Source organism: Streptomyces sp. NPDC091387 (genome assembly GCF_044756945.1).
GTDB lineage: Bacteria > Actinomycetota > Actinomycetes > Streptomycetales > Streptomycetaceae > Streptomyces.
Genome location: NZ_JBIVTZ010000009.1, coordinates 209,573 through 229,514, shown reverse-complemented (window position 1 = coordinate 229,514; position 19,942 = coordinate 209,573). Strand labels below are relative to the sequence as shown.

Here is a 19,942-nt window from a genome sequence, read left to right as displayed (position 1 = left end):
GCAGGGCCGGAAGCCGCAGTGCCCCGCATCCCGCACGGCACATCCCGCATTCCCGATGCCCGGATGCCTCGACGCCCGGACACTTTGATGTCCCGATGCGGCACATGTCGCAGTGGGACATTATTGGGTGTACGGTGCAGTTATGAATCGGGAACGGAAGACCCCGGAGAGGCGGAGCCGCAAGGCCCGCCGGACCCGGGACACACTGGCCCAGGCAGCGTTCGAGCTGGTGCTCGACCGGGGTCTGCGGGACGTGACGGTCGAGGAGATCGCGGAACACGCGGACGTCGACCGCCGCACCTTCAGCCGGTACTTCACGAGCAAGGAAGCCGCCGTCCTGGACTCGGTCCGGGGCGACGGCGACCGGATCAACGACGCCCTGCGGGCCCGTCCCGCCGACGAACCACCGCTCACCGCGTACCGCAGGGCCGTCCTGGACTGGCTGGCGGACCCGGAGGCGGAGGCCTGGCACCGCCGCCCGAGGATCTTCGAGCTCCTGGTCCTCGCCGAGCGGGAACCGGCCCTCTACGCCGCGTTCCACCACATCCGGGTGGATGCCCAGGAGGACTCGGTCGCCATCGTCGCGCACCGGCTCGGGACCGACCCGCGGCAGGACATCCGTCCCGCCGTCACGGTCGCCGCCGGAGCGGGAGCGCTCCTCGCCGCCCAGGCCGCCTGGGTGCGCGGAGGCTGCCCCGAGGAGCTGCCCCGACTCGTCGAGCAGGCATTCGACGCCCTTTCTGGAGAGCTGTTCGCACGGCTCCCCGCCGAACCGGCGTCACACAGCACCACGGAAGGAAACGGAACATCATGAGCACCACCCCCACCACCACCGACCAGGAATTCGCCGGACGCACGGCCCTCGTCACCGGAGGGGCCTCCGGTATCGGACTGGCCCTCGCCCACCGGCTGGCCGCCGCCGGCGCGTCCGTGGTCGTGGCCGACTACGACGAGGAGAGCGCCCGCAAGGCGGTCGCCGCGCTGGAGAACACCGGGGCCAAGGCCGCGGCGGTCGCCATGGACGTCACCGACCCCGCCTCCGTCGAGGCGGGCGTGCGCTTCGCCGTCGACACCTTCGGAGCCCTGCACCTCGCGGTGAACAACGCGGGCATAGGCGGCCCGAGCAGCCCGACCGGCGAGTACGCCGTCGAGGACTGGAACCGGGTCGTCGCCACCAACCTCAGCGGCGTCTTCTACTCGATGCGCTACGAGCTTCCCGCGATCGTCGCCGCAGGCGGTGGCGCGGTGGTGAACATGTCGTCGATCCTCGGCACCAACGGCTTCGCCGGATCGCCCGCCTACGTCGCCGCCAAGCACGGCGTCGTCGGCCTCACCAAGACGGCGGCACTCGAGTACGCGGCACAGAACGTCCGCGTCAACGCCGTGGGACCTGGCTTCATCGACACCCCGCTGCTGCGCAACACGGACGGCCCCGCCCGCGACCACCTCATCTCGCTGCACCCGGCCGGACGCCTCGGCACCGCCCAGGAGGTGGCGGAACTCGCCGCCTTCCTGCTCTCCGACCGCGCCTCGTTCATCCACGGCAGCTACCACCTGGTGGACGGCGGCTACTCCGCCTCCTGAGTGGCGTACGGGGGCTTCGGGGGCGAGAAGGAGAACACCAGAGGTCAAGGAGGACCCCATGAAAGCCGTCCAGTACCGCACCGTCGGCGCCGCACCCGAGGTCGTCACCGTGCCCGACCCGGAACCCGGCCCCGGACAGGTGCTGCTGAAGGTCACCGCCGCAGGTGTCTGCCACTCCGACATCGCGGTGATGAGCTGGCCCGCGGACCAGTTCCCCTACGATCTCCCGCTCACCCTCGGCCACGAGGGCGTGGGCACCGTGGCCGCACTCGGCGACGGGGTCGGCGGACTCACGGTGGGCGAGTCCGTAGCGGTCTACGGCCCCTGGGGCTGCGGTACGTGCGTCAAGTGCGCCGAGGGCAAGGAGAACTACTGCCTGCGCGCCAAGGAGCTCGGCATCAACCCGCCCGGTCTGGGCTCGCCCGGCGCCATGGCCGAATACATGATCGTCGACGACCCGCGTCACCTGGTGCCGCTGGGCGACCTCGACCCGGTCCAGGCCGTGCCGCTCACCGACGCCGGCCTCACGCCGTACCACGCGATCAAGCGCTCCCTGCCGAAGCTGGTGCCCGGAGCGACCGCCGTCGTCATCGGCACCGGCGGACTCGGCCACGTCGCCATCCAGTTGCTGCGCGCCATGACGGCCGTCCGGGTCATCGCCCTGGACGTCACGGAGGACAAGCTCGCCCTCGCCCGCACCGTCGGAGCGCACGAGACCGTTCTGTCCGACGAGCACGCCGCCGCGCGGATCCGTGAACTGACCGGCGGCATCGGCGCGCAGGTCGTCCTCGACTTCGTCGGAGCACCGCCCACCGTGGCCACGGCGGGCGGTGCGGCCGCCATCGACTCCGACGTCACGATCGTGGGCATCGGCGGCGGGGCGCTGCCGGTGGGCTTCGGCTCCCTGCCGTTCAACACGACGGTGTCCGCCCCGTACTGGGGATCGCGCTCCGAGCTGGCCGAGGTGCTCGATCTCGCCCGCGCCGGTTCGGTCGAGGTGCACGTGGAGACGTACTCGCTGGACGAGGCCCCGCTGGCGTACGAACGGCTGCACGACGGCAAGATCAGCGGCCGGGCCGTCATCCTCCCCAACGGCTGACCGCCCGAGCCCCTTCCTCACGACCCTGCGGGCCGTCGCACTGTGCGCCGGCCCGCATCGTCATACCCGCGACCGATGCGCTCCGCGCCCCACGCGGTGAATACTGCCCGCATGGAATTCGCCGCGATGATGACGCTGCCCGGACTGGTGATCGGCCTGACCGTCGTCGCCCTCCTCGATCAGCTGATGCTGCGTGCGGGCCGGGCCGGTCTGCTGCCGTGGCGCAACAGCGCCCGCCAGGGCCAGGTGTCGGCGACCGGTTTCGAGCAGTTGCACGCGACCTTCTCGCCCGGAAAGCAGAGCGAGCTCAAGGAGCGGCAGAGCGCCCTGCTGCTGCGCGACGACGAGGAGGACGGCGCCCCGCCGCACCGTTCCACCGTGGACCTCGACAGCGGCCTCGCCGTCATCCGCCTGCCCGGCCGCGAAGTCTCGTCCTGAGCTGATCACTCGTAGCGGTACCGCCGTCCAAGCGGCAAGGATCACAGAACCCTTGGCCATGGATATTCTCTGCAGATGTCGAATCAGTCAGTGGCGGCGGGAGTCGGACTCGCCGGAGTGATGGCGCACTGCGGCGGAAGCCCGGTCGGCGCCATGGAGTTGCTGGTGGGGGCGGTAGCCTCGGCACCGACAGCCCCGGAGCCCTATGCCGCCCTCGCCGAGTTGTGGCGGGACCGGCGCTCGGAACTGAAGGAGAGCCTCGAAGGAAACGGCTCCTTGAGCTCTGTGCTGGCACAGGCCTACTTCCGGTTCCTCGACGGGGACATGGACGACGCGGTGATGTCCCTCGGTTCGGTCACGGGCGCGCGGCCCGACGTGGCATGGGGCGCCGCACCCTGGTTCGGCGACGCGCGCCTTCTCGGCGCGGTGACTGCCGAGGCACTGGCCGAGGCGTGTCTGCGGACACTGGACTACGGCCACGACCTGGACACCGACGAGATGCGCAACCGGTTCGCGCCCTGGTTCCACGCGATCGAGGTGGTGTCCGAACGCAGCCCTGTCCCGGAGTCGCTGGCCGCCATGGCTCGGCTGCCCCGGTCCTGCGGCCGCTACGAGCTGTGCTTTGCCCTGTGTGATCGCGCCGACGCCGTCGATCAGGTCATGTGGACCGCAGTCGCGCGAGCGGCCACCTGGCGGGTGATGGGCGACCTGGACCAGGCCGCGGCGGCCTTCGCGTCCGCTCTGACCCGGGACCCCGCCAACTGGTCCCTCTACCTGGATCTGGCGGACGTGCGTGCGGAGCAGGGCGACTTCGCCGCAGCCGCGAAGCTCGTGGAGCAGGGCCTGGAACACGCACCCCACGAAATCTCCCTGCGCGCGGCGGGCGCCGCCTACCGCACGCGTCTCTCCGGTTCACCTGACGACCTGATGGCCCTGATCGGCCTGGCGCCGGAGCTCGAGAACACCACGTACCGAAACCTGCTGATCGACTACGCGTGTGCGGGGCCGGAGCTCCCTGAGGGAATCGTGGCCAAGGCCCGCAGCATCCGCAGGAACTGAATGACCTGCGGTGCCAACCGGTTCCAGTCAGGAGGGCCTTGAGGCTCCTGTTCAGGACGGCGGGCCCGCCACGGCTCCGACCCGGCTGTGCGCTCGGCCTTTTCCAACCAGCCGGTGTACCAGCGGGCGAACCTCACTGGCATGGCGTCGTCGTCGAGGAGCGGCGCGAGGTCGACCCCGTCCGCCCGGCGGTCGGACCAGACCGTGCCGCGGTGGCTGCCGCTGATGATCAACCATTCCCTCTGGGCGCAGCCCAGATGGGAGATCGGGATGGCGCCGGTGGTGCGGTCCGGGGCGAACATGACGGACTCCCACCGCTCGTCCCACACCCCTATGGCGTCGTCGAAGTCCTCGATGGCGTCGAAGTCCTCCTCCTCGGGGTACTGGGCAAGGAGGTCGTCGAGCAGCTTCGTTTTGTCCGGGCCCCGGTCGGGGAACGGCTCGGCAAGCCTCGACGGATCGGCCAGCTCCGCGCCGTCGCCCTCCCAACTCCAGCGGCCTCGCACCCGCCGCACCGGGAACAGGCCGTACGCGGGGCCGGCGCCACCCGCTGCGACATGGAGCAGGAAGGCCCGGTACTCCTCCGGCAGCCGCGCGCCTGTCTGAGCCTCCAGTTCGGCAAGCTCGCCCCGGGTGAGCGGCTCCTCCATGACCCACCCGTGCCCCGGTGCCCCGAACACCTCGACGCTCCCGGGCCCCGCACCCGCCGCCTCGACCCGCTGACGTACGCCCGCCCACCACTGATCAGTCATGCGCGGACCGTATGCGCAGCCACTGACACCGGAAGCAGACACCGTCCGGTCCGCCGCCTTCGCAGGTGCGGCCGGCCGCGGCGGGACGAGTACGCCCTGTCGCCGACGGGACGGCCGGGCGCGTGGGCGTCCGTCACCCGGCCGGGGCACACGGATCTCTGCGGCCCCGGGGATCAGTCTCGGTGCGTCCCCCACCCGCTCACCGCACTGCCACCAATGGACGCAGCCGGCTGTCGCGCAGCCGGACCACCGCCGGGGCACAGTGCCCCGCCGCGACAGCCAAGGGCCAGGCGACGAGCGCGCCGATCAGCAGCCCGACGAGCACATCGTGCGGATAGTGCGCCCCGATCCACACCCGGGACGTCGCCATCAGCAGCGCGGCCGGCACCGCGACCGCTCCGAGCCGCCGGTCGGTCAGCCAGATCACCATGGCCGCGGCCGCCGCGATGGCGGCGTGATTGCTGGGGAAGGACCAGTCGCCGAGCGCCGGGCACGCCTCCACCGTCACGACGTGCAGCGTCCGGCAGGGCCGTTGTTCGTGAAAGGCCGACTTCACCACGTCGTTGACGAGATACGTGGCGACCACGACGAGCGGGGCGCAGAGCGCCACGGCGGTACGCGCGGGATCCGCGGAACGGGAGCGCCACCAGGACGCGAGCATGAGCACCGCGAACAGGGCGAGCCCGTAGTTCGACCACACGCGGACGGCGGAATCCAGGACGGCGGGGGAGCGCTGGGCCAGTTCGGTGACCCAGGTGTACAGCCCACCGTCGAGCGAGGTGGCCGCGGAGGCGAGCCGCATCAGTTGTTGTCTCCTTCGGGAGTGCGCCGGCTACGGGAGCGGAGCAGTTCGGCGGCGAGAGGGATCAGGGAGACCACGACCACGACGGCGACGATCGGCAGCAGATAGCGGTCCACGTTCGGCACCGAGGACCCCAGCGCGTATCCCGCGAGGACCAGACCGGCCGTCCAGACCACGCCACCGACGACCTGCCACAGGGCGAACACCCTGGCCGGGACGTCGAGTACCCCGGCCAGCGGGTTGAGCACCGTGCGCACGACGGGGACGAAGCGGGCCAGCACGATCGCGCGGGCGTAGCCGTATCTGGCGAGCAGCTCCGCCGCGCGGCCGGTGCCCTCGTGCAGTCGCTTGGAGCGGCTGCGGGCGAGCAGTGCCTGGCCGCCCCGGCGGCCGAGCCAGTAGCCCGTCTGCGCACCGAGCAGCGCTCCGGCCGCCGCGGCGACGAGTACGTGTGGCAACGACAGCTCGACCGGACCGTGGGTACCGGAGACGCTGAGCAGGCCCGCCGTGAACAGCAGCGAATCGCCGGGGAGGAAGAAGCCGACGAGCAGCCCCGTCTCGGCGAAGAGCACGACGGCGACGCCGAGCGCGCCGAACGTTCCGAGCAGCGAACCGGCGTCCAGCAGGTTCACCGCTTGCGGCATGGACGCCAGTGAGAGTACGGACACGGTGGAGGGTCTCCCATAATGGTGAGCGGGTGCCCTGTGGAACACCCGGACTGACTACAGTGATGTAGACGGTCGACATCACTGTAGACGCCCGAAGGGGGAGGAGAGTTCCCATGCCACAGGTGAACGGGATATCCGACGGAGAATCCGCCCCCCGGCCGTACGACGGACCGGACAGCGGGCAGACACTCCCGGCCGGGCAGGAGCCTGCCCCGCGAACCGCCGCGGCCGGTCACGTCCCGGTGGAGCGGCGCCCCTCGGGCGAGCTGGAGTCCACGATCCTGGCGGCCCTCTGGGCGGCCGGCACCCCGCTCACCGCCGGTCAGGTGCAGGGCGCGATCGGTGCGGAACTCGCGCGGACCACCGTCACCACCATCCTGTCGCGCCTCCACGACAAGGGCACGGTCGCCCGCACCAGGTCGGGACGCGGATTCGCGTACACCCCCACCGAGGACGCGGCCGGGCTGACCGCCCGCCGGATGCACAGCGAACTGCGCAAGGACGAGGACCGCGGCACAGTGCTGGCGCGGTTCGTGTCGCAGCTCAGCGACGAGGACGAGCGGCTCCTGCGCGATCTGCTCGACGGGGACGCGCGATGATCTACGCCGTATGGATTCCGCTGCTGGTGCCCTTCCTGGTGGTTCCCGCGGCCCGTCGGCTCGCGGATGCCCTGTCACCCGTCCGGGCCGTACGGCTGCTCGCCGCGACGGGCGCCGGCCTGGCACTGTGCACCGTGTGCGCACTGGCGCTGCTGGTGGTGCCCGGGGCCGGCCGGCTGTCCGCCGTCGCCGCCGCCGGAGAATTCGTGCGCCCGCTCGCCGCCGCCGAACCGGCCGTCGCCGTACCGCTCGCGGCCGCCGCGCTGGCGCTGCTCCTGGGCTGCGCCGCGGCCGTGACCGGTGCGGCGCGCAGCCACTGGCTCCAGCTCCACCGGGCCGCAGGCCCCGAGCGGGGCGACGGGAGCGAGCTCGCCGTGCTGCGTGACACCCGCCCCGACGCCTACGCGCTGCCCGGACGGCCCGGCAGCCCCGGCCGGATCGTCGTCACCACCGGCATGCTGCACGCCCTGGAACCCGCCGAGCGGGACGCGCTCCTGGCCCACGAGCGCGCGCACCTCACCGGGCGCCACCACCTGTACCTCGCCGTCGCCGAGCTGTCCGCCCGCTGCCACCCGGCGCTGCGGGCCCTGCGCGCCCCCATGGGATACGCGCTGGAGCGCTGCGCGGACGAGGCCGCCGCGCACGCCGTCGGAGACCGCAAGGTCGCCGCCCGTGCGATCGGGCGCGCCGCGCTGGCCGCCCGGACGGCCGGAGAAGACTCCGCGCCCCATCCCGCCCCGGCCCTCGGCGCGGTGGCCGGACCCGTTCCGCGCCGGGTCGCCGCCCTGCTGGGCCGGACCGCCCGGCGCCCGCGCCTCGGCCTCGCCGCCGCCGCGACCCTGATCGCCTGCCTGGCCGTCTCGGGAGCGGCCGCTCTCGACGCGACGTACGACCTGCACAGCAGCATCGAGGTAGCCCAGGGCGAGAACCCGTAGTACCCGCCCGGCCTCCGCGTACCCGCCCGGCCTCCGCGTACCCGTCCGGCTTCCGCCCGTCCGGCTTCCGCCCGATCGGGGAAAACGGCCTGACAGCCCACGCGCCCCCGTGCTTAGACTGGCCCCATGGGTTCGTACTACTTCTTCCGCTGATTCCGGCCGGGACACCACAGAGCGACACCAGCGACACCAGCGGCACCGGGCGTGGCCGGGTGTCCGACCGGGTCACCTCGTGTGGCGTCCCCTCCCGCCCGTTCAGCGCCCCCGCCCGCCGCGCCCGTCATGGGCCGACGAGGCATGTCACCCGAGGGAAGAGTGACCCATGTCCCCCAAGCACGACCGCGCCCAGCTGGCCATGAACGACGTCTCCAAGGCGTACGGAGTCCGCACCGTCCTCGATCAGGTGTCGCTCACCGTCCGTCCGGGTGACCGCGTCGGAGTGATCGGTGAGAACGGCTCCGGAAAGTCCACTCTCCTGCGGCTGCTGTCCGGTGCCGAGACGCCGGACAGCGGCGAGATCACCGTCCGGTTCCCCGGCGGCACCGGCTACCTCTCCCAGACACTCGCGCTGATCCCCGCCCACACGGTTCAGGACGCCGTCGACACCGCCCTGGCCGGACTCCGCGCGCTGGAGCAGCGGATCCGTACCGCCGAAGCCGCACTCGCCGCGCCCGGCGGCGCGGACGACGCCCGACTCGCCGCGTACGGAGACCTGCTGACGGAGTACGAGGAGCGCGGCGGCTACCTGGCCGATGCCCGGATCGATGCCGCGCTGCACGGCCTCGGACTCGGGCACCTCGCCAGGGAACGCCCGCTCGGCACACTCTCCGGCGGCGAGCGGTCCAGGCTCGCGCTCGCCTGTGTACTGGCGTCCGGTCCCGAACTGCTGCTGCTCGACGAGCCGACCAACCACCTCGACCTCAGGGCCGTCACCTGGCTGGAGGACCACCTGAGTGCCCACCGCGGCACCGTCGTCGTGATCACCCACGACCGGGCGTTCCTGGAGCGGACCACCACCGTCATCGTCGAGGTGGACCGCGATCTGCGCAGCGTCGTCACGTACGGGGACGGCTGGGACGGCTACCGCACGGCGAAGGCGGCGGCCCGGCGCCGCTGGGCGCAGGACCACCAGGAGTGGCTGGACGAACTGGCCCGCACCGAAGAGCTCGTGGGCGCCGCGGGCCGACGGCTCGCCGGGGCCGGGAAGGACCCCGGGGAGGGCTTCGGCAAGCACCGCCGTTCGCACGAGGCCAAGTTGTCCGGGCAGGTCAGAGCCGCCCGGAGCCGACTGGAGGCACTGCACAGGGCGCCGGTTCCCGCCCCGCCGCGGCCCCTGCGGTTCACCGCCGCCCTGGCACTCTCCGCCGACGGAGAACGGCCGTCGGGCCCCCTGGTGGAGCTCGACTCCGTCGCGGTCGGCGACCGGCTGCGCATGTCCGCACTGCGGGTGGCGGCCGGACAGCGCCTGCTGGTCACCGGAATCAACGGCGCCGGCAAGTCGACCCTTCTGCGGGTCCTGGCAGGAGACCTCGCCCCCGGGACCGGTACCGTGCGCCGACGGGCCCGGATCGGGTATCTCCCGCAGGAACTCCCGACCAGGCCCACCCGCCGCACGCTCCTGGCGACCTTCGCGGCCGGACGGCCCGGCCACGCCGACGAGTACACCGACACGCTTCTCGCGCTCGGACTGTTCCGCCCCGAGGACCTGAGCGTTCCGGTCGCCGACCTCTCCGTCGGGCAGCAGCGGAGGCTTGCGCTGGCCCGGCTGGTCACCCGGCCGGCCGATCTGCTGGTGCTCGACGAGCCGACGAACCACATCGCCCTCGGCCTGGTGGAGGAACTGGAGGCGGCGCTGGCCGCGTACGCCGGAGCCGTCGTGGTCGTCTCGCACGACCGCAGCTTCCGCGGCCGCTTCACCGGCGACCGGCTGGAACTCCACGAGGGCGCACCGGTCGGCGCTCCCTGACCCGCGGAACGTCAGGACCCGTCGTGCGCGGACGGCTCCCGCCCGCCCGTCACCACGTCGCGCAGCCGGTCCACGAAGACCCGCTGGCCCTTGACGAGGCGCTCGGCGGCAACCTCCGGCGTGCACCAGGCGAACCGGTCGATCTCCGGGAACTCCTGCTGCACGCCGGACCCTCGCGGCCACTCCATCGTGAACGTCCCCGGAACGGCCGCCGCCGGATCGAGGTCGGCCTCCACCGCCCACACCGTCACGAGCTTGCCGCCGGACTGACGGGACTCGCCCAGCGCCACCCACGCACCGTCCGGGACCGGGTGGCCGAACTCCTCCTCGAACTCCCGCCGGGCCGCGGCCGCCGCTTCCTCCTCAGGGCCGTACTCACCCTTCGGAACCGACCACGCCGCGCTCTCCCGGCCCGCCCAGAACGGCCCGCCCATGTGCCCGATGAGGACTTCGAGACCGGGCTCCCCGGTGGTACGGAACAGGAGGAGCCCGGCGCTGCGCCGCTCGTTCGGTGACATGCGTCAAGTGTGGGTGAACGGTGCGGGAGGCGGGCCGCCGACACGGCGGCCCGCCCTACACCTTGCGGTAGCCGTACGCCTCCGACGCGGCGGCCGCCACAGCCGAGAGATCGCCGCCCGCCGACGCGGTGACCACCGCGGCCACCGCACCCTCCACGAACGGGGCATCCACCAGCTGTGTCCCGTCCGGGAGTTCGTCGCCCTCGGCCAGCATCGCCTTGACGGTGAGCACCGCGCTGCCCAGGTCGACCAGTACGGCGACACCCGCGCCGCCGTCCACCGAGCGGGCGGCCTCCGCGATGAGCTCCGCACTCGTCCCGAGGCCACCCGCCGGCGTACCGCCGGCGGCGGCCACCGGCGCTGTCGCACCACCGGCCGCGAGCCCCCTGGCCAGCGCGGCAACCGCCTCGGCCACCGGCCCGCTGTGTGAGACCAGCACGATCCCGACCTGCTGGCCCGCGTTCACGCGTCACCCCCGGCCGTGCCGTCGGTCTCTGCGAGGGCGGCGATCAGCAACGCGGAGGACGCGGCCCCCGGATCCTGATGTCCGATGCTCCGTTCACCCAGATAGCTGGCCCGGCCCTTGCGCGCCTGCAACGGGACGGTGGCCACCGCGCCCGCCCGCGCCGCGTCCCGCGCCGCCTCGAACGACGTCCCCAGCGCCTCGGCCGCCGGCAGCAGCGCATCGAGCATCGTCTTGTCCCCGGCCTGGGCCCCGCCCAGCTGGGCCACCGCCGCCACGCCCGTGCCGAGCGCCTGCGCCAGTTCCTCGATGGTCACGGTGGACGCGTCTCCCAGCGCCTTGCCCGTGCGCCGGAGCAGCGTCCCGTACAGCGGACCGGACGCCCCGCCGACGGTCGAGATCAGCTGTCTCCCGGCGATCATCAGTACGGCCCCCGGTGTCTGCGGTGATTCCTTCTCCAGGGCGGCCACCACCGCGGTGAACCCGCGCTGCAGATTGCTGCCGTGATCGGCGTCGCCGATCGCCGAGTCGAGTTCGGTCAGGTGCGCCGCCTCGCGGTCCACAGCGGCGGCGGTCGTGGTCATCCAGCGGCGGAAGAAGTCGGCGTCGAGCACTAGATCTCCTTGGGTCCATCGAGTGTGACGGCGTGCGCGGCAACGCGGGACACGGAGGGTCAACGGCCCCAGCGCAGGGCAGGCGTCTCCACCGGCGCGTCCCAGAGCCGTACCAGCTCCTCGTCCACCTGGCAGAGCGTCACCGAGCAGCCCGCCATGTCGAGCGACGTCACGTAGTTCCCCACGAGCGTACGAGCCACGACGACGCCCCGCTCGGACAGCACCCGCTGCACCTCGGCATTGAACCCGTACAGCTCCAGCAGCGGGGTCGCGCCCATCCCGTTGACCAGCGCGATCACCGGCCCGTGCGGGCGCAGGTCCTCCAGTACGGCGTCCACCGTGAAGTCGGCGATCTCCCGCGACGTCATCATCGGACGCCGCTCGCGCCCCGGCTCGCCGTGGATCCCCACCCCGAGTTCGAGCTCGCCCACGGGGAGGTCGAAGGTGGGGGAGCCCTTGGCGGGTGTGGTCACGGAGCTCAGCGCCACGCCGAAGCTGCGCGACGACTCGTTCACCTGGCGCGCGATGGCCGCCACCCGGTCCAGCGGAGCGCCCTCCTCGGCCGCCGCCCCGGCGATCTTCTCGACGAAGAGCGTCGCACCCGTGCCCCGTCGCCCCGCCGTGAAGAGGCTGTCGGTGACCGCGACATCGTCGTTGACGAGTACCTGGGCGACCCGTACCCCCTCCTCGTCGGCCAGCTCGGCGGCCATCTCGAAGTTGAGCACGTCACCGGTGTAGTTCTTGACGACGAAGAGCACGCCCGCACCGCTGTCGACGGCGACGGCGGCCCGCACCATCTGATCCGGCACCGGGGACGTGAACACCTCGCCGGCGCACGCGGCCGACAGCATTCCGGGCCCGACGAACCCGGCGTGCAGCGGCTCGTGCCCGGACCCGCCGCCGGAGACCAGGGCGGTCTTTCCGGCCACGGGCGCGTCACGCCTCACGACGACACGGTTCTCGACATCCACGGTCAGATCCGGATGGGCGGCGGCCATCCCGCGCAGAGCATCCGCGACCACGGTTTCGGGGACGTTGATCAGCATTTTCAACGGTGACCTCCCAGTAGAGCCATCAGGTGGCGCCCTGATCAGGTTTTCGCAGCTCAGGGGCCGCTTGGCGAGTCGTCGAGCCCGGCGGCGGACGGCCTTCTTGGGTCGGGGCCGACGGGACCGTGTGACTCGTCGCCAGTGTACTGACGGCCTGTCATCGCCGGGGTGAGGTGCGCCCCGGTGGCTCGACGCCCCGGCCGGACCGTGGCCCCGGCCGGGGCGTCACACTGGGTGACGCCGTGGGCTACGGCGTCACCGGAGTGCCGCCCAGTGTGACGACCAGGTGGCCGTCGGCGGCGAAGGACCAGTCCAGCGCGCCGGCGTACGAGGAGCACCTTGAGCCGTTCGTACCGGACCAGAACTCGTTCGACGCGTCGGCCGTGCCGATGATGCGGTCGTTCGTTCCGCTGCCGCTGCGGCAGGACACGTTGTCCTGGAACACCGAAGTGCCGCCGTCGAAGGAGAAGTTGCGCTCGTCGTTGTCGATGCCGATGTTGCCCGACACCGTCATGTGGCCCGGGTTGCTGTTGTAGGTGAACCCGTGCTTGCCGTTGCGGTAGGCGATGCTGCGCCGGATGACGTGGTCGACGGCGATGTCGTCGCCGCCGAGCTTGTAGCCGTTGCGGTCACCGTTGGAGTTCTGGCTGCCGTCGGTGAGGGTGCCGTTCTCGTAGGAGAGCGAGTCCTCGATGGTCACCGGGCCGATGGGACCCGTGTCGGTCTTGGTGTAGAGGTCCCAGCCGTCGTCGATGTTGTTGTGGGAGACGGCGTAGCGGAAGACGTTTCCGGGGCCCACGGTGAGCTTCGCGGCGAAGCCGTCCGCGTCCTCGCCGTCGGAGTCGGCGTTGTCGTGCGTCTCCGCGCTCAGGACGAGGTTGTTGGACGGCCACTCGTCGTGGGGGGGTGCTGGAGAGGATCCGCGAGAGCTGAAGCCCCGTGTCACGGTTGAAGCGCGTCACGGTGCGCTCGATGATGTTGTCGCTGCCACCGACGAAGATCCCGTTGTCACCGGCGTGCTCGACGGTGATGCCGTTGATGTGCCAGAACGAGCCGTTCACGGCGAGCCCGCGGTTCGCCGGGTCCTCGCTCATGGCCGAGAAGTCCAGTACCGGGGTCTCACCCGGATAGGCGGAGAGCTGGGTGCCCGGGTCGGGGTCAGGCGCGGTCGATGTGCACACTGGTCGACTTCACCCGGGCGGTGGCCTGCATGCCCACCTCGAGGCCGAGCTCCTCGACCGCCTCGCGGGTCAGCAGTGACACGAGTCGGTGCGGACCGGCCTGGATCTCCACCTGCGCCGCCACGTCCCCGAGCTTGACGGCCGTGACGATGCCGGGAAAGGCGTTGCGGGCCGAGGTGTACGACGCGTCGTCCTCGCCGGCGCCCCCCTGTGCCACCTCGACGGAGAACGCGGCCAGGTCGCGGCCGTCGATGAGGCGGCGCCCGCCGTCCTCGCGGTGGGTCGCCACGCGTCCGGCGTCCGCCCAGCGGCGCGCGGTGTCCGGGCTGACGCCGAGCAGGCGGGCGGCCTGCCCAATGGTGTAGGACTGCATATGCCGCACCTTAGGGATGTATAGCTCGCATGTGCAAGCTTTTTCTGTGCATTTCTTGGTGGATGCGAACATTTGGCGACCGCCCTCGCCGCTGTTCGCGCTCTGCGGCCGGCCGCCCGGTCCGCACCCTGCGCGTACACCGTCCGCATACCGGCGACCGCGCCAATGTAGCGCGCGGCGCACGGCCGGGTGGCCCTGCCGGGATGAGGAATCGGGGCGTGCGACCTAGTGTGCGAGCCATGGCAGAGAGTGCGGCGTACCGGGGTTCCGGGGGGCGGGGTGCGGAGTCCGCCGCCGGGCCGGACGCGCCCGACCCCCGGCGGTGGCGGGCACTCGCGGTGTGCCTGGTCGCGGGCTTCATGACGCTGTTGGACGTGTCGATCGTCAACGTCGCGCTGCCGTCCATCCGGGAGGGTCTGCACACCCCGGAGTCCGACCTGCAGTGGGTGCTGTCCGGTTACGCCCTGGCCTTCGGGCTGTTCCTGATTCCCGCCGGGCGGCTCGGCGACGCACGCGGGCGCCGCGAGGTCTTCATGGCCGGGCTGGTGCTCTTCACGCTGTCGTCCGCGGCCTGCGGAGCCGCCCAGTCCAGCCTCTGGCTGGTCATCGCCCGACTGATCCAGGGCCTGGCCGGCGGGCTGCTGTCGCCCCAGATCTCCGCCCTCATCCAGCAGATGTTCTCGGGGCGCGAACGGGGCCGCGCCTTCGGCATGTTCGGCACGGTGGTCGGCATCTCCACCGCCGTCGGCCCGCTGCTGGGCGGACTGCTGATCCAGGCGGCCGGCGCGGAGGAGGGCTGGCGCTGGGTGTTCTACGTCAACCTGCCGCTCGGAGCCGTCTGCCTCCTGCTGGCCCGCAGGCTGCTGCCGGACACCCCGTCCGCGGGCCCGGTGCGGCTGCGGGACCTCGACCCCCTCGGGGTCCTGCTGCTGGGCGCGGGGGTGCTGACGCTGCTGCTGCCCTTCGTCCAAGCGCAGCAGTGGCGGGGCGACGGGAAATGGCTGCTCCTGCTGGCGGCCGCGGCGCTGCTCACCGCCTTCGTCGGCTGGGAGTCCCGGTGCGACCGCCGCGGCACCCAGCCGGTGGTGAACCTCTCGCTGTTCCGCGTCCGCTCCTACTGGCTGGGCTGTCTGCTGATCCTGCTGTACTTCGCCGGATTCACCTCGATCTTCTTCATCACCACGCTCTACCTGCAGAGCGGGCTGCACTACACCGCGCTGATGGCAGGTCTCGCGATCACACCCTTCGCCCTCGGGTCCGCCGCCGCGGCCGGACCCGGCGGCAGGCTGGTCGGCCGGTACGGGCGCCCCCTCGTCGTCATCGGCATGGCGACCGTGGCAGTCGGACTCGGGGCCACCGCACTCGCCGTCCACCTGGTGCCCGGCAGGGGCGCCGGCTGGGCGATGGCGGCCCCGCTGCTGCTGGCCGGACTGGGCAGCGGCCTGGTCATCGCGCCCAACCAGACCCTGACCCTGTCCCAGGTGCCGGTGGCCACCGCGGGGAGCGCCGGCGGCACGCTCCAGACCGGCCAGCGCGTCGGTTCCGCGATCGGGATCGCCGCGGTCGGCTCGGTCTTCTTCGCCCAGGTGGGCTCCGCCGGCTGGTCCAGCGCTTACGACCGCGGGCTGATCGTCGCCGTCGCCTTCGTGGTGGCCGGACTGATCGTGGCGCTGGCCGACGTGGGCGGGGAACGCCGGGGCAGAAGCCGTACACAGCGGTCCGCCCACCATGAGACCCCGTCGTAGGGAGAACGCGATGAACGACCCCGCCGGCACCGAACCGGACGGCAACACGGAGTACGGCCACAAGCCCTTCAAGCGGTCCAGGAGCCATTTCGCCGACCGGATCACCGCCGACGGCCGCGACGGCTGGCCCGTCGAGGCCGGCCGCTACCGCCTGGTCGTCAGCCGCGCCTGCCCCTGGGCGAGTCGCGCCCTGGTCTCCCGCCGGCTGCTCGGCCTGGAGAGCGCGCTCTCGCTCGCCGTCACCGATCCGCTGCAGGACGACCGCAGCTGGCGCTTCACGCTGGACGAGGGCGGCCGGGACCCGGTCCTCGGCATCAAGTACCTCGGCGAGGCGTACGACGCGCGGGAACGCGGATACCCCGGCGGGGTCAGCGTCCCCGCCGTCGTCGACATCCCCAGCGGCAAGCTCGTCACCAACGACTACCAGCGGATCACCCTGGACCTCGCCACCGAATGGACCGCGCTGCACCGGCCCGGGGCGCCCGACCTCTACCCCGAGCCGCTGCGCGAGGAGATCGACGAGGTCATGGAGGGCATCTACCGCGATGTCAACAACGGCGTGTACCGGGCCGGGTTCGCGACCGGGCAGGACGAGTACGAGGCCGCGTACAGGGATCTGTTCCGCCGCCTGGACCTGGTGTCGGAGCGCCTCGCGAGCCGGCGCTACCTCGTCGGCGACACGATCACCGAGGCCGACATCCGCCTCTTCACCACGCTGGTGCGCTTCGACGCCGTCTACCACGGACACTTCAAGTGCAACCGCTCGAAGCTGGCAGAGGACCCGGTCCTGTGGGGCTACAGCAGGGACCTCTACCAGACCCCCGGCTTCGGTGACACGGTCGACTTCCACCACATCAAGCAGCACTACTACCGCGTCCACACGGGCATCAACCCCACCGGCATCGTGCCCGTCGGCCCCGACCTGTCGGGGTGGCTGACCCCGCACCACCGGGAGCAGCTGGGCGGCCGGCCTTTCGGCGACGGCACCCCGCCGGGGCCGGTGCCGGCCGGCGAGGAGGTCCCGGCGCAGGGGCGGCCCTGACGGGCTCTACTCCGTCTCGTCCAGGCGGTCGGCGTAGTACTCGATCGCGGGGCGGTACGCCTGGACCCGGTCGTCCGCGCTGGTGGCCGCCGTGACCTCGAGGAGCGTCCGTACGGCTTCGCGGGAGTCGCCGAGGTTGTACAGCGTCATCGCCAGGAAGGTCAGCAACGAGGCATCGTGCGCGAACTCCTCCAGGCCGCGGTGGAGCACCCCGCGTGCCGCCTCGTAACGGCCCAGCACCCGCAGCGTGCTGCCGAGGCCGAGGAAAGCCCCGTGGCGGTCCTCGGCCGCGAGCCCCGGGCCCTCCAGCGCGCGCTCGTAGAACGGCACGGCCTGTGCCTCCAGGCCCAGGGAATCGTGCGACCAGGCGGTCTGGTAGGCGATCGCCGCGTCCTGCGGATACCTCGCCGCCAGGGCCAGCAGTCGCTGGTGCGCCTGCGGGTCCTTCTGCTCGCGCAGCCGTACCGCCTGCGCCAGCGGCTCATCGTGTTCGAATTCCGTGCTCATAGCGCCGCACGCTGCCAGGGCCGCGGCCCTACGGCAAATCATTGACAAAGCGCGGCGGCCGGCGCGTCCGCCCACCGGGGCGCGGGGCGGTACGTCGGGTTCCGGTCCGTGCGGGGCAGGGCCCTGTCGAGACAGCGCCGGTCACGAGATATCTTGATGTCAAGCAATGTTGCAGACGTGGAGCGGAGCACAGGGTGACTGACTCGACCATCATCTATACACACACCGACGAGGCCCCGGCCCTGGCGACGTATTCGTTCCTGCCGGTGATCGAGGCCTACGCCTCGAAGGCCGGGGTCACCGTGGAGAGCCGTGACATCTCCCTGGCGGGCCGGATCATCGCCAGTTTCCCCGACCGCCTCCAGGAGAACCAGCGCATCGAGGACGCGCTCGCCGAGCTGGGCGAGCTGGCCACGACTCCCGGGGCCAACATCATCAAGCTGCCGAACGTCTCGGCCTCGATCCCGCAGCTGAAGGCCGCGATCGCCGAGCTCCAGGCGCAGGGCTACGCGCTGCCGGACTACCCGGACGACCCGAAGTCCGACGAGGACAAGGACGCCCGCGCGCGTTACGACAAGATCAAGGGCAGCGCGGTCAACCCCGTCCTGCGCGAGGGCAACTCCGACCGCCGCGCTCCCGCGTCGGTCAAGAACTACGCCAAGGCGCACCCGCACCGCATGGGCGCCTGGACGGCCGACTCGAAGACGAACGTCGCGACCATGGGCGCCGACGACTTCCGCTCCACCGAGAAGTCCGTGGTGATCGAGGACGCGGGCTCGCTGCGCATCGAGCTGGTGGGCGACGACGGCACCACCACCGTGCTCCGTGAGTCCGTACCGGTGCTCGCGGGCGAGGTCGTGGACGCCGCCGTCATGCGCGTCGCCGCGCTGCGCGAGTTCTTCACCGAGCAGGTCGCGCGCGCCAAGGCCGAGGACGTGCTGTTCTCCGTGCACCTCAAGGCCACCATGATGAAGGTCTCCGACCCGATCATCTTCGGCCACGTGGTCCGCGCCTTCTTCCCGAACACGTTCGCCAAGTACGGCGAGGCGCTCATCGCCGCCGGCCTGTCCCCGAACGACGGCCTCGGCGGGATCCTCAAGGGCCTGGACTCGGTGCCTCACATCGGTGCCGAGATCAAGGCCTCGTTCGAGGCCGAGCTCGCCGAGGGCCCCGCCCTGGCGATGGTCGACTCGGACAAGGGCATCACCAACCTGCACGTCCCCAGCGACGTCATCGTGGACGCCTCGATGCCGGCCATGATCCGCACCTCCGGTCACATGTGGGGCCCGGACGGCGAGGAGGCCGACACCCTCGCGGTGCTGCCCGACAGCAGCTACTCCGGCGTCTACCAGGTCGTCATCGACGACTGCCGCGCCAACGGCGCCTACGACCCGGCCACGATGGGCTCGGTGTCCAATGTCGGTCTGATGGCGCAGAAGGCCGAGGAGTACGGCAGCCACGACAAGACCTTCGAGGTCCCCGCCACCGGCACGGTGCGGGTCGTCGACGGCAACGGCAACGCCGTCCTGGAGCAGGTCGTCGGCGCCGGTGACATCTTCCGCATGTGCCAGGCCAAGGACCTGCCCATCCAGGACTGGGTGAAGCTCGCCGTCACCCGTGCCCGCGCGACCGGCGACCCGGCCGTGTTCTGGCTCGACGAGGACCGGGCGCACGACGCCAAGCTCATCGAGAAGGTCAAGACCTACCTGGCCGAGCACGACACCGACGGTCTCCGGATCGAGATCATGTCCCCGGTGAAGGCCACCGCGTTCTCCCTGGAGCGCATCCGCCGCGGCGAGGACACCATCTCGGTCACCGGCAACGTGCTGCGTGACTACCTGACCGACCTGTTCCCCATCCTCGAGCTGGGCACCAGCGCGAAGATGCTCTCCGTCGTCCCGCTGATGAACGGCGGCGGTCTGTTCGAGACGGGCGCCGGCGGCTCCGCGCCGAAGCACGTGCAGCAGCTCGTCAAGGAGAACTACCTGCGCTGGGACAGCCTGGGCGAGTTCCTCGCCCTCGCCGTCAGCTTCGAGCACCTCGCGCAGACCACGGACAACGCCGGCGCCCAGGTCCTCGCGGACACCCTGGACCGCGCGACCGCCACGTTCCTCAACGAGGACAAGTCGCCCAGCCGCAGGCTCGGCGGCATCGACAACCGCGGCAGCCACTTCTACCTGGCGCTGTACTGGGCCCAGGAGCTGGCGCGGCAGACCGCCGACGCCAAGCTCGCCGAGGCCTTCGCGCCGCTCGCCAAGACGCTGGCCGAGCAGGAGCAGACCATCGTCGACGAGCTGATCGCGGTCCAGGGCAAGCCGGTGGACATCGGCGGCTACTACCAGCCCGACCCGGCCAAGGCGTCTGCCGTCATGCGCCCGTCGGCGACGTTCAACCAGGCGATCGCGAGCCTCGCCTGATCCGATCCGGTGGACGGGGGAGGCCCTGCCGCTTCCCTCACCCGCACCGCTTCTGACCGCTCCGCCCCGGCCGACACACCGTCGAGCCGGGGCGGAGCTGTTTCCGGGAGCGGACGGGGGCCGCGGAGACG

The 19,942-nt window shown here is 71.8% G+C and carries 19 protein-coding genes and 2 pseudogenes; 11 read left to right on the top strand and 10 right to left on the bottom strand.

What is annotated here, in order from left to right:
- The first annotated feature begins 142 nt into the window (after positions 1–142).
- The 5 genes from ACIQM0_RS20370 to ACIQM0_RS20350 all read left to right on the top strand — a co-directional run bounded on the left by ACIQM0_RS20370 (position 143) and on the right by ACIQM0_RS20350 (position 4,180).
- Positions 143–814, top strand: a complete 672-nt coding sequence (locus ACIQM0_RS20370; protein WP_401288496.1) for a TetR family transcriptional regulator — start codon at positions 143–145, stop codon at positions 812–814.
- Positions 811–1,584: an SDR family NAD(P)-dependent oxidoreductase gene (locus tag ACIQM0_RS20365; RefSeq protein ID WP_401288493.1), complete on the top strand. Its 774-nt coding sequence runs from the start codon at positions 811–813 to the stop codon at positions 1,582–1,584. Before ACIQM0_RS20370 ends, ACIQM0_RS20365 begins: the two co-directional genes overlap by 4 nt.
- Before the next feature lie 58 nt (positions 1,585–1,642).
- Positions 1,643–2,683, top strand: coding sequence for an NAD(P)-dependent alcohol dehydrogenase (locus tag ACIQM0_RS20360; protein ID WP_401288491.1), 1,041 nt, complete (start codon positions 1,643–1,645; stop codon positions 2,681–2,683).
- A gap of 111 nt (positions 2,684–2,794) precedes the next feature.
- Entirely contained in the window at positions 2,795–3,121 is a 327-nt protein-coding gene (locus ACIQM0_RS20355; protein ID WP_363021777.1) for a DUF6191 domain-containing protein, read from the top strand.
- Positions 3,122–3,196: 75 nt separating this feature from the next.
- The gene (locus ACIQM0_RS20350; protein ID WP_401288487.1) at positions 3,197–4,180 is read left to right on the top strand and encodes a tetratricopeptide repeat protein; all 984 of its coding nucleotides are present in this window, start codon (positions 3,197–3,199) and stop codon (positions 4,178–4,180) included.
- Between the two features lie 71 nt (positions 4,181–4,251).
- Here the strand turns inward: ACIQM0_RS20350 and ACIQM0_RS20345 are convergent.
- The 3 genes and pseudogenes from ACIQM0_RS20345 to ACIQM0_RS20335 form a co-directional block, all read right to left on the bottom strand.
- Positions 4,252–4,932 (bottom strand): annotated as a pseudogene (locus ACIQM0_RS20345) (SMI1/KNR4 family protein); the annotation flags it as partial.
- A 199-nt stretch (positions 4,933–5,131) separates the two neighbouring features.
- A complete protein-coding gene (locus ACIQM0_RS20340) occupies positions 5,132–5,734 on the bottom strand; it encodes a phosphatase PAP2 family protein (protein WP_401288484.1) in 603 nt (200 codons plus the stop codon).
- Positions 5,734–6,378, bottom strand: coding sequence for a DedA family protein (locus ACIQM0_RS20335; RefSeq protein ID WP_401288481.1), 645 nt, complete (start codon positions 6,376–6,378; stop codon positions 5,734–5,736). The genes ACIQM0_RS20340 and ACIQM0_RS20335 overlap by 1 nt, the downstream gene beginning before the upstream one ends.
- A gap of 266 nt (positions 6,379–6,644) precedes the next feature.
- On the opposite strand from ACIQM0_RS20335, the gene ACIQM0_RS20330 reads away from it, so the two are divergent.
- From ACIQM0_RS20330 to abc-f, 3 genes are all read left to right on the top strand, one after another.
- Positions 6,645–7,001, top strand: a complete 357-nt coding sequence (locus ACIQM0_RS20330) for a BlaI/MecI/CopY family transcriptional regulator (protein WP_401288798.1) — start codon at positions 6,645–6,647, stop codon at positions 6,999–7,001.
- Entirely contained in the window at positions 6,998–7,936 is a 939-nt protein-coding gene (locus tag ACIQM0_RS20325; RefSeq protein ID WP_401288479.1) for a M56 family metallopeptidase, read from the top strand. Before ACIQM0_RS20330 ends, ACIQM0_RS20325 begins: the two co-directional genes overlap by 4 nt.
- Positions 7,937–8,258: 322 nt before the next feature.
- On the top strand, positions 8,259–9,902 hold the full coding sequence (gene abc-f, locus ACIQM0_RS20320) for a ribosomal protection-like ABC-F family protein (protein WP_401288477.1): 1,644 nt from the start codon (positions 8,259–8,261) through the stop codon (positions 9,900–9,902).
- 11 nt (positions 9,903–9,913) lie between these two features.
- Here the strand turns inward: abc-f and ACIQM0_RS20315 are convergent, their stop codons facing one another.
- From ACIQM0_RS20315 to ACIQM0_RS20290, 6 genes and pseudogenes are all read right to left on the bottom strand, one after another.
- Complete coding sequence (locus ACIQM0_RS20315) at positions 9,914–10,420, bottom strand: NUDIX domain-containing protein (RefSeq protein ID WP_401288475.1); 507 nt, start codon at positions 10,418–10,420, stop codon at positions 9,914–9,916.
- Between the two features lie 55 nt (positions 10,421–10,475).
- Positions 10,476–10,886, bottom strand: coding sequence for a PTS fructose transporter subunit IIA (locus tag ACIQM0_RS20310; protein WP_401288472.1), 411 nt, complete (start codon positions 10,884–10,886; stop codon positions 10,476–10,478).
- Complete coding sequence (gene dhaL, locus ACIQM0_RS20305; protein WP_401288469.1) at positions 10,883–11,497, bottom strand: dihydroxyacetone kinase subunit DhaL; 615 nt, start codon at positions 11,495–11,497, stop codon at positions 10,883–10,885. Before dhaL ends, ACIQM0_RS20310 begins: the two co-directional genes overlap by 4 nt.
- Before the next feature lie 59 nt (positions 11,498–11,556).
- Positions 11,557–12,543: a dihydroxyacetone kinase subunit DhaK gene (gene dhaK / locus ACIQM0_RS20300; RefSeq protein WP_385346099.1), complete on the bottom strand. Its 987-nt coding sequence runs from the start codon at positions 12,541–12,543 to the stop codon at positions 11,557–11,559.
- 250 nt (positions 12,544–12,793) lie between these two features.
- A pseudogene (locus ACIQM0_RS20295) lies at positions 12,794–13,691 on the bottom strand (right-handed parallel beta-helix repeat-containing protein); the annotation flags it as partial.
- Between the two features lie 13 nt (positions 13,692–13,704).
- Entirely contained in the window at positions 13,705–14,100 is a 396-nt protein-coding gene (locus ACIQM0_RS20290; protein WP_401288466.1) for a molybdopterin-binding protein, read from the bottom strand.
- A gap of 239 nt (positions 14,101–14,339) precedes the next feature.
- On the opposite strand from ACIQM0_RS20290, the gene ACIQM0_RS20285 reads away from it, so the two are divergent.
- Both ACIQM0_RS20285 and ACIQM0_RS20280 read left to right on the top strand, forming a co-directional pair.
- Positions 14,340–15,845 carry an MFS transporter gene (locus ACIQM0_RS20285; protein WP_401288464.1) on the top strand — a complete coding sequence of 502 codons (1,506 nt, stop codon included), beginning with the start codon at positions 14,340–14,342 and terminating at the stop codon, positions 15,843–15,845.
- Positions 15,846–15,855: 10 nt separating this feature from the next.
- On the top strand, positions 15,856–16,887 hold the full coding sequence (locus ACIQM0_RS20280; protein ID WP_363021798.1) for a glutathione S-transferase C-terminal domain-containing protein: 1,032 nt from the start codon (positions 15,856–15,858) through the stop codon (positions 16,885–16,887).
- Positions 16,888–16,893: 6 nt separating this feature from the next.
- Here ACIQM0_RS20280 and ACIQM0_RS20275 read toward each other — a convergent pair whose 3' ends face one another.
- On the bottom strand, positions 16,894–17,394 hold the full coding sequence (locus tag ACIQM0_RS20275; protein WP_401288461.1) for a tetratricopeptide repeat protein: 501 nt from the start codon (positions 17,392–17,394) through the stop codon (positions 16,894–16,896).
- Between the two features lie 194 nt (positions 17,395–17,588).
- Here ACIQM0_RS20275 and ACIQM0_RS20270 point away from each other — a divergent pair, with 194 nt between their 5' ends.
- Complete coding sequence (locus ACIQM0_RS20270; RefSeq protein WP_363021801.1) at positions 17,589–19,811, top strand: NADP-dependent isocitrate dehydrogenase; 2,223 nt, start codon at positions 17,589–17,591, stop codon at positions 19,809–19,811.
- The last annotated feature ends 131 nt before the right edge of the window (positions 19,812–19,942 follow it).

Coding starts and splice junctions, on each gene's coding strand:
- dhaK (WP_385346099.1), bottom strand. CDS start 12,543: ATGCTGATCAACGTCCCCGAAACCGTGGTCGCGGATGCTCTGCGCGGG.
- ACIQM0_RS20285 (WP_401288464.1), top strand. CDS start 14,340: ATGGCAGAGAGTGCGGCGTACCGGGGTTCCGGGGGGCGGGGTGCGGAG.
- ACIQM0_RS20315 (WP_401288475.1), bottom strand. CDS start 10,420: ATGTCACCGAACGAGCGGCGCAGCGCCGGGCTCCTCCTGTTCCGTACC.
- ACIQM0_RS20290 (WP_401288466.1), bottom strand. CDS start 14,100: ATGCAGTCCTACACCATTGGGCAGGCCGCCCGCCTGCTCGGCGTCAGC.
- ACIQM0_RS20350 (WP_401288487.1), top strand. CDS start 3,197: ATGTCGAATCAGTCAGTGGCGGCGGGAGTCGGACTCGCCGGAGTGATG.
- ACIQM0_RS20280 (WP_363021798.1), top strand. CDS start 15,856: ATGAACGACCCCGCCGGCACCGAACCGGACGGCAACACGGAGTACGGC.
- ACIQM0_RS20325 (WP_401288479.1), top strand. CDS start 6,998: ATGATCTACGCCGTATGGATTCCGCTGCTGGTGCCCTTCCTGGTGGTT.
- abc-f (WP_401288477.1), top strand. CDS start 8,259: ATGTCCCCCAAGCACGACCGCGCCCAGCTGGCCATGAACGACGTCTCC.
- ACIQM0_RS20340 (WP_401288484.1), bottom strand. CDS start 5,734: ATGCGGCTCGCCTCCGCGGCCACCTCGCTCGACGGTGGGCTGTACACC.
- ACIQM0_RS20335 (WP_401288481.1), bottom strand. CDS start 6,378: ATGCCGCAAGCGGTGAACCTGCTGGACGCCGGTTCGCTGCTCGGAACG.
- ACIQM0_RS20360 (WP_401288491.1), top strand. CDS start 1,643: ATGAAAGCCGTCCAGTACCGCACCGTCGGCGCCGCACCCGAGGTCGTC.
- ACIQM0_RS20365 (WP_401288493.1), top strand. CDS start 811: ATGAGCACCACCCCCACCACCACCGACCAGGAATTCGCCGGACGCACG.
- ACIQM0_RS20275 (WP_401288461.1), bottom strand. CDS start 17,394: ATGAGCACGGAATTCGAACACGATGAGCCGCTGGCGCAGGCGGTACGG.
- ACIQM0_RS20355 (WP_363021777.1), top strand. CDS start 2,795: ATGGAATTCGCCGCGATGATGACGCTGCCCGGACTGGTGATCGGCCTG.
- ACIQM0_RS20370 (WP_401288496.1), top strand. CDS start 143: ATGAATCGGGAACGGAAGACCCCGGAGAGGCGGAGCCGCAAGGCCCGC.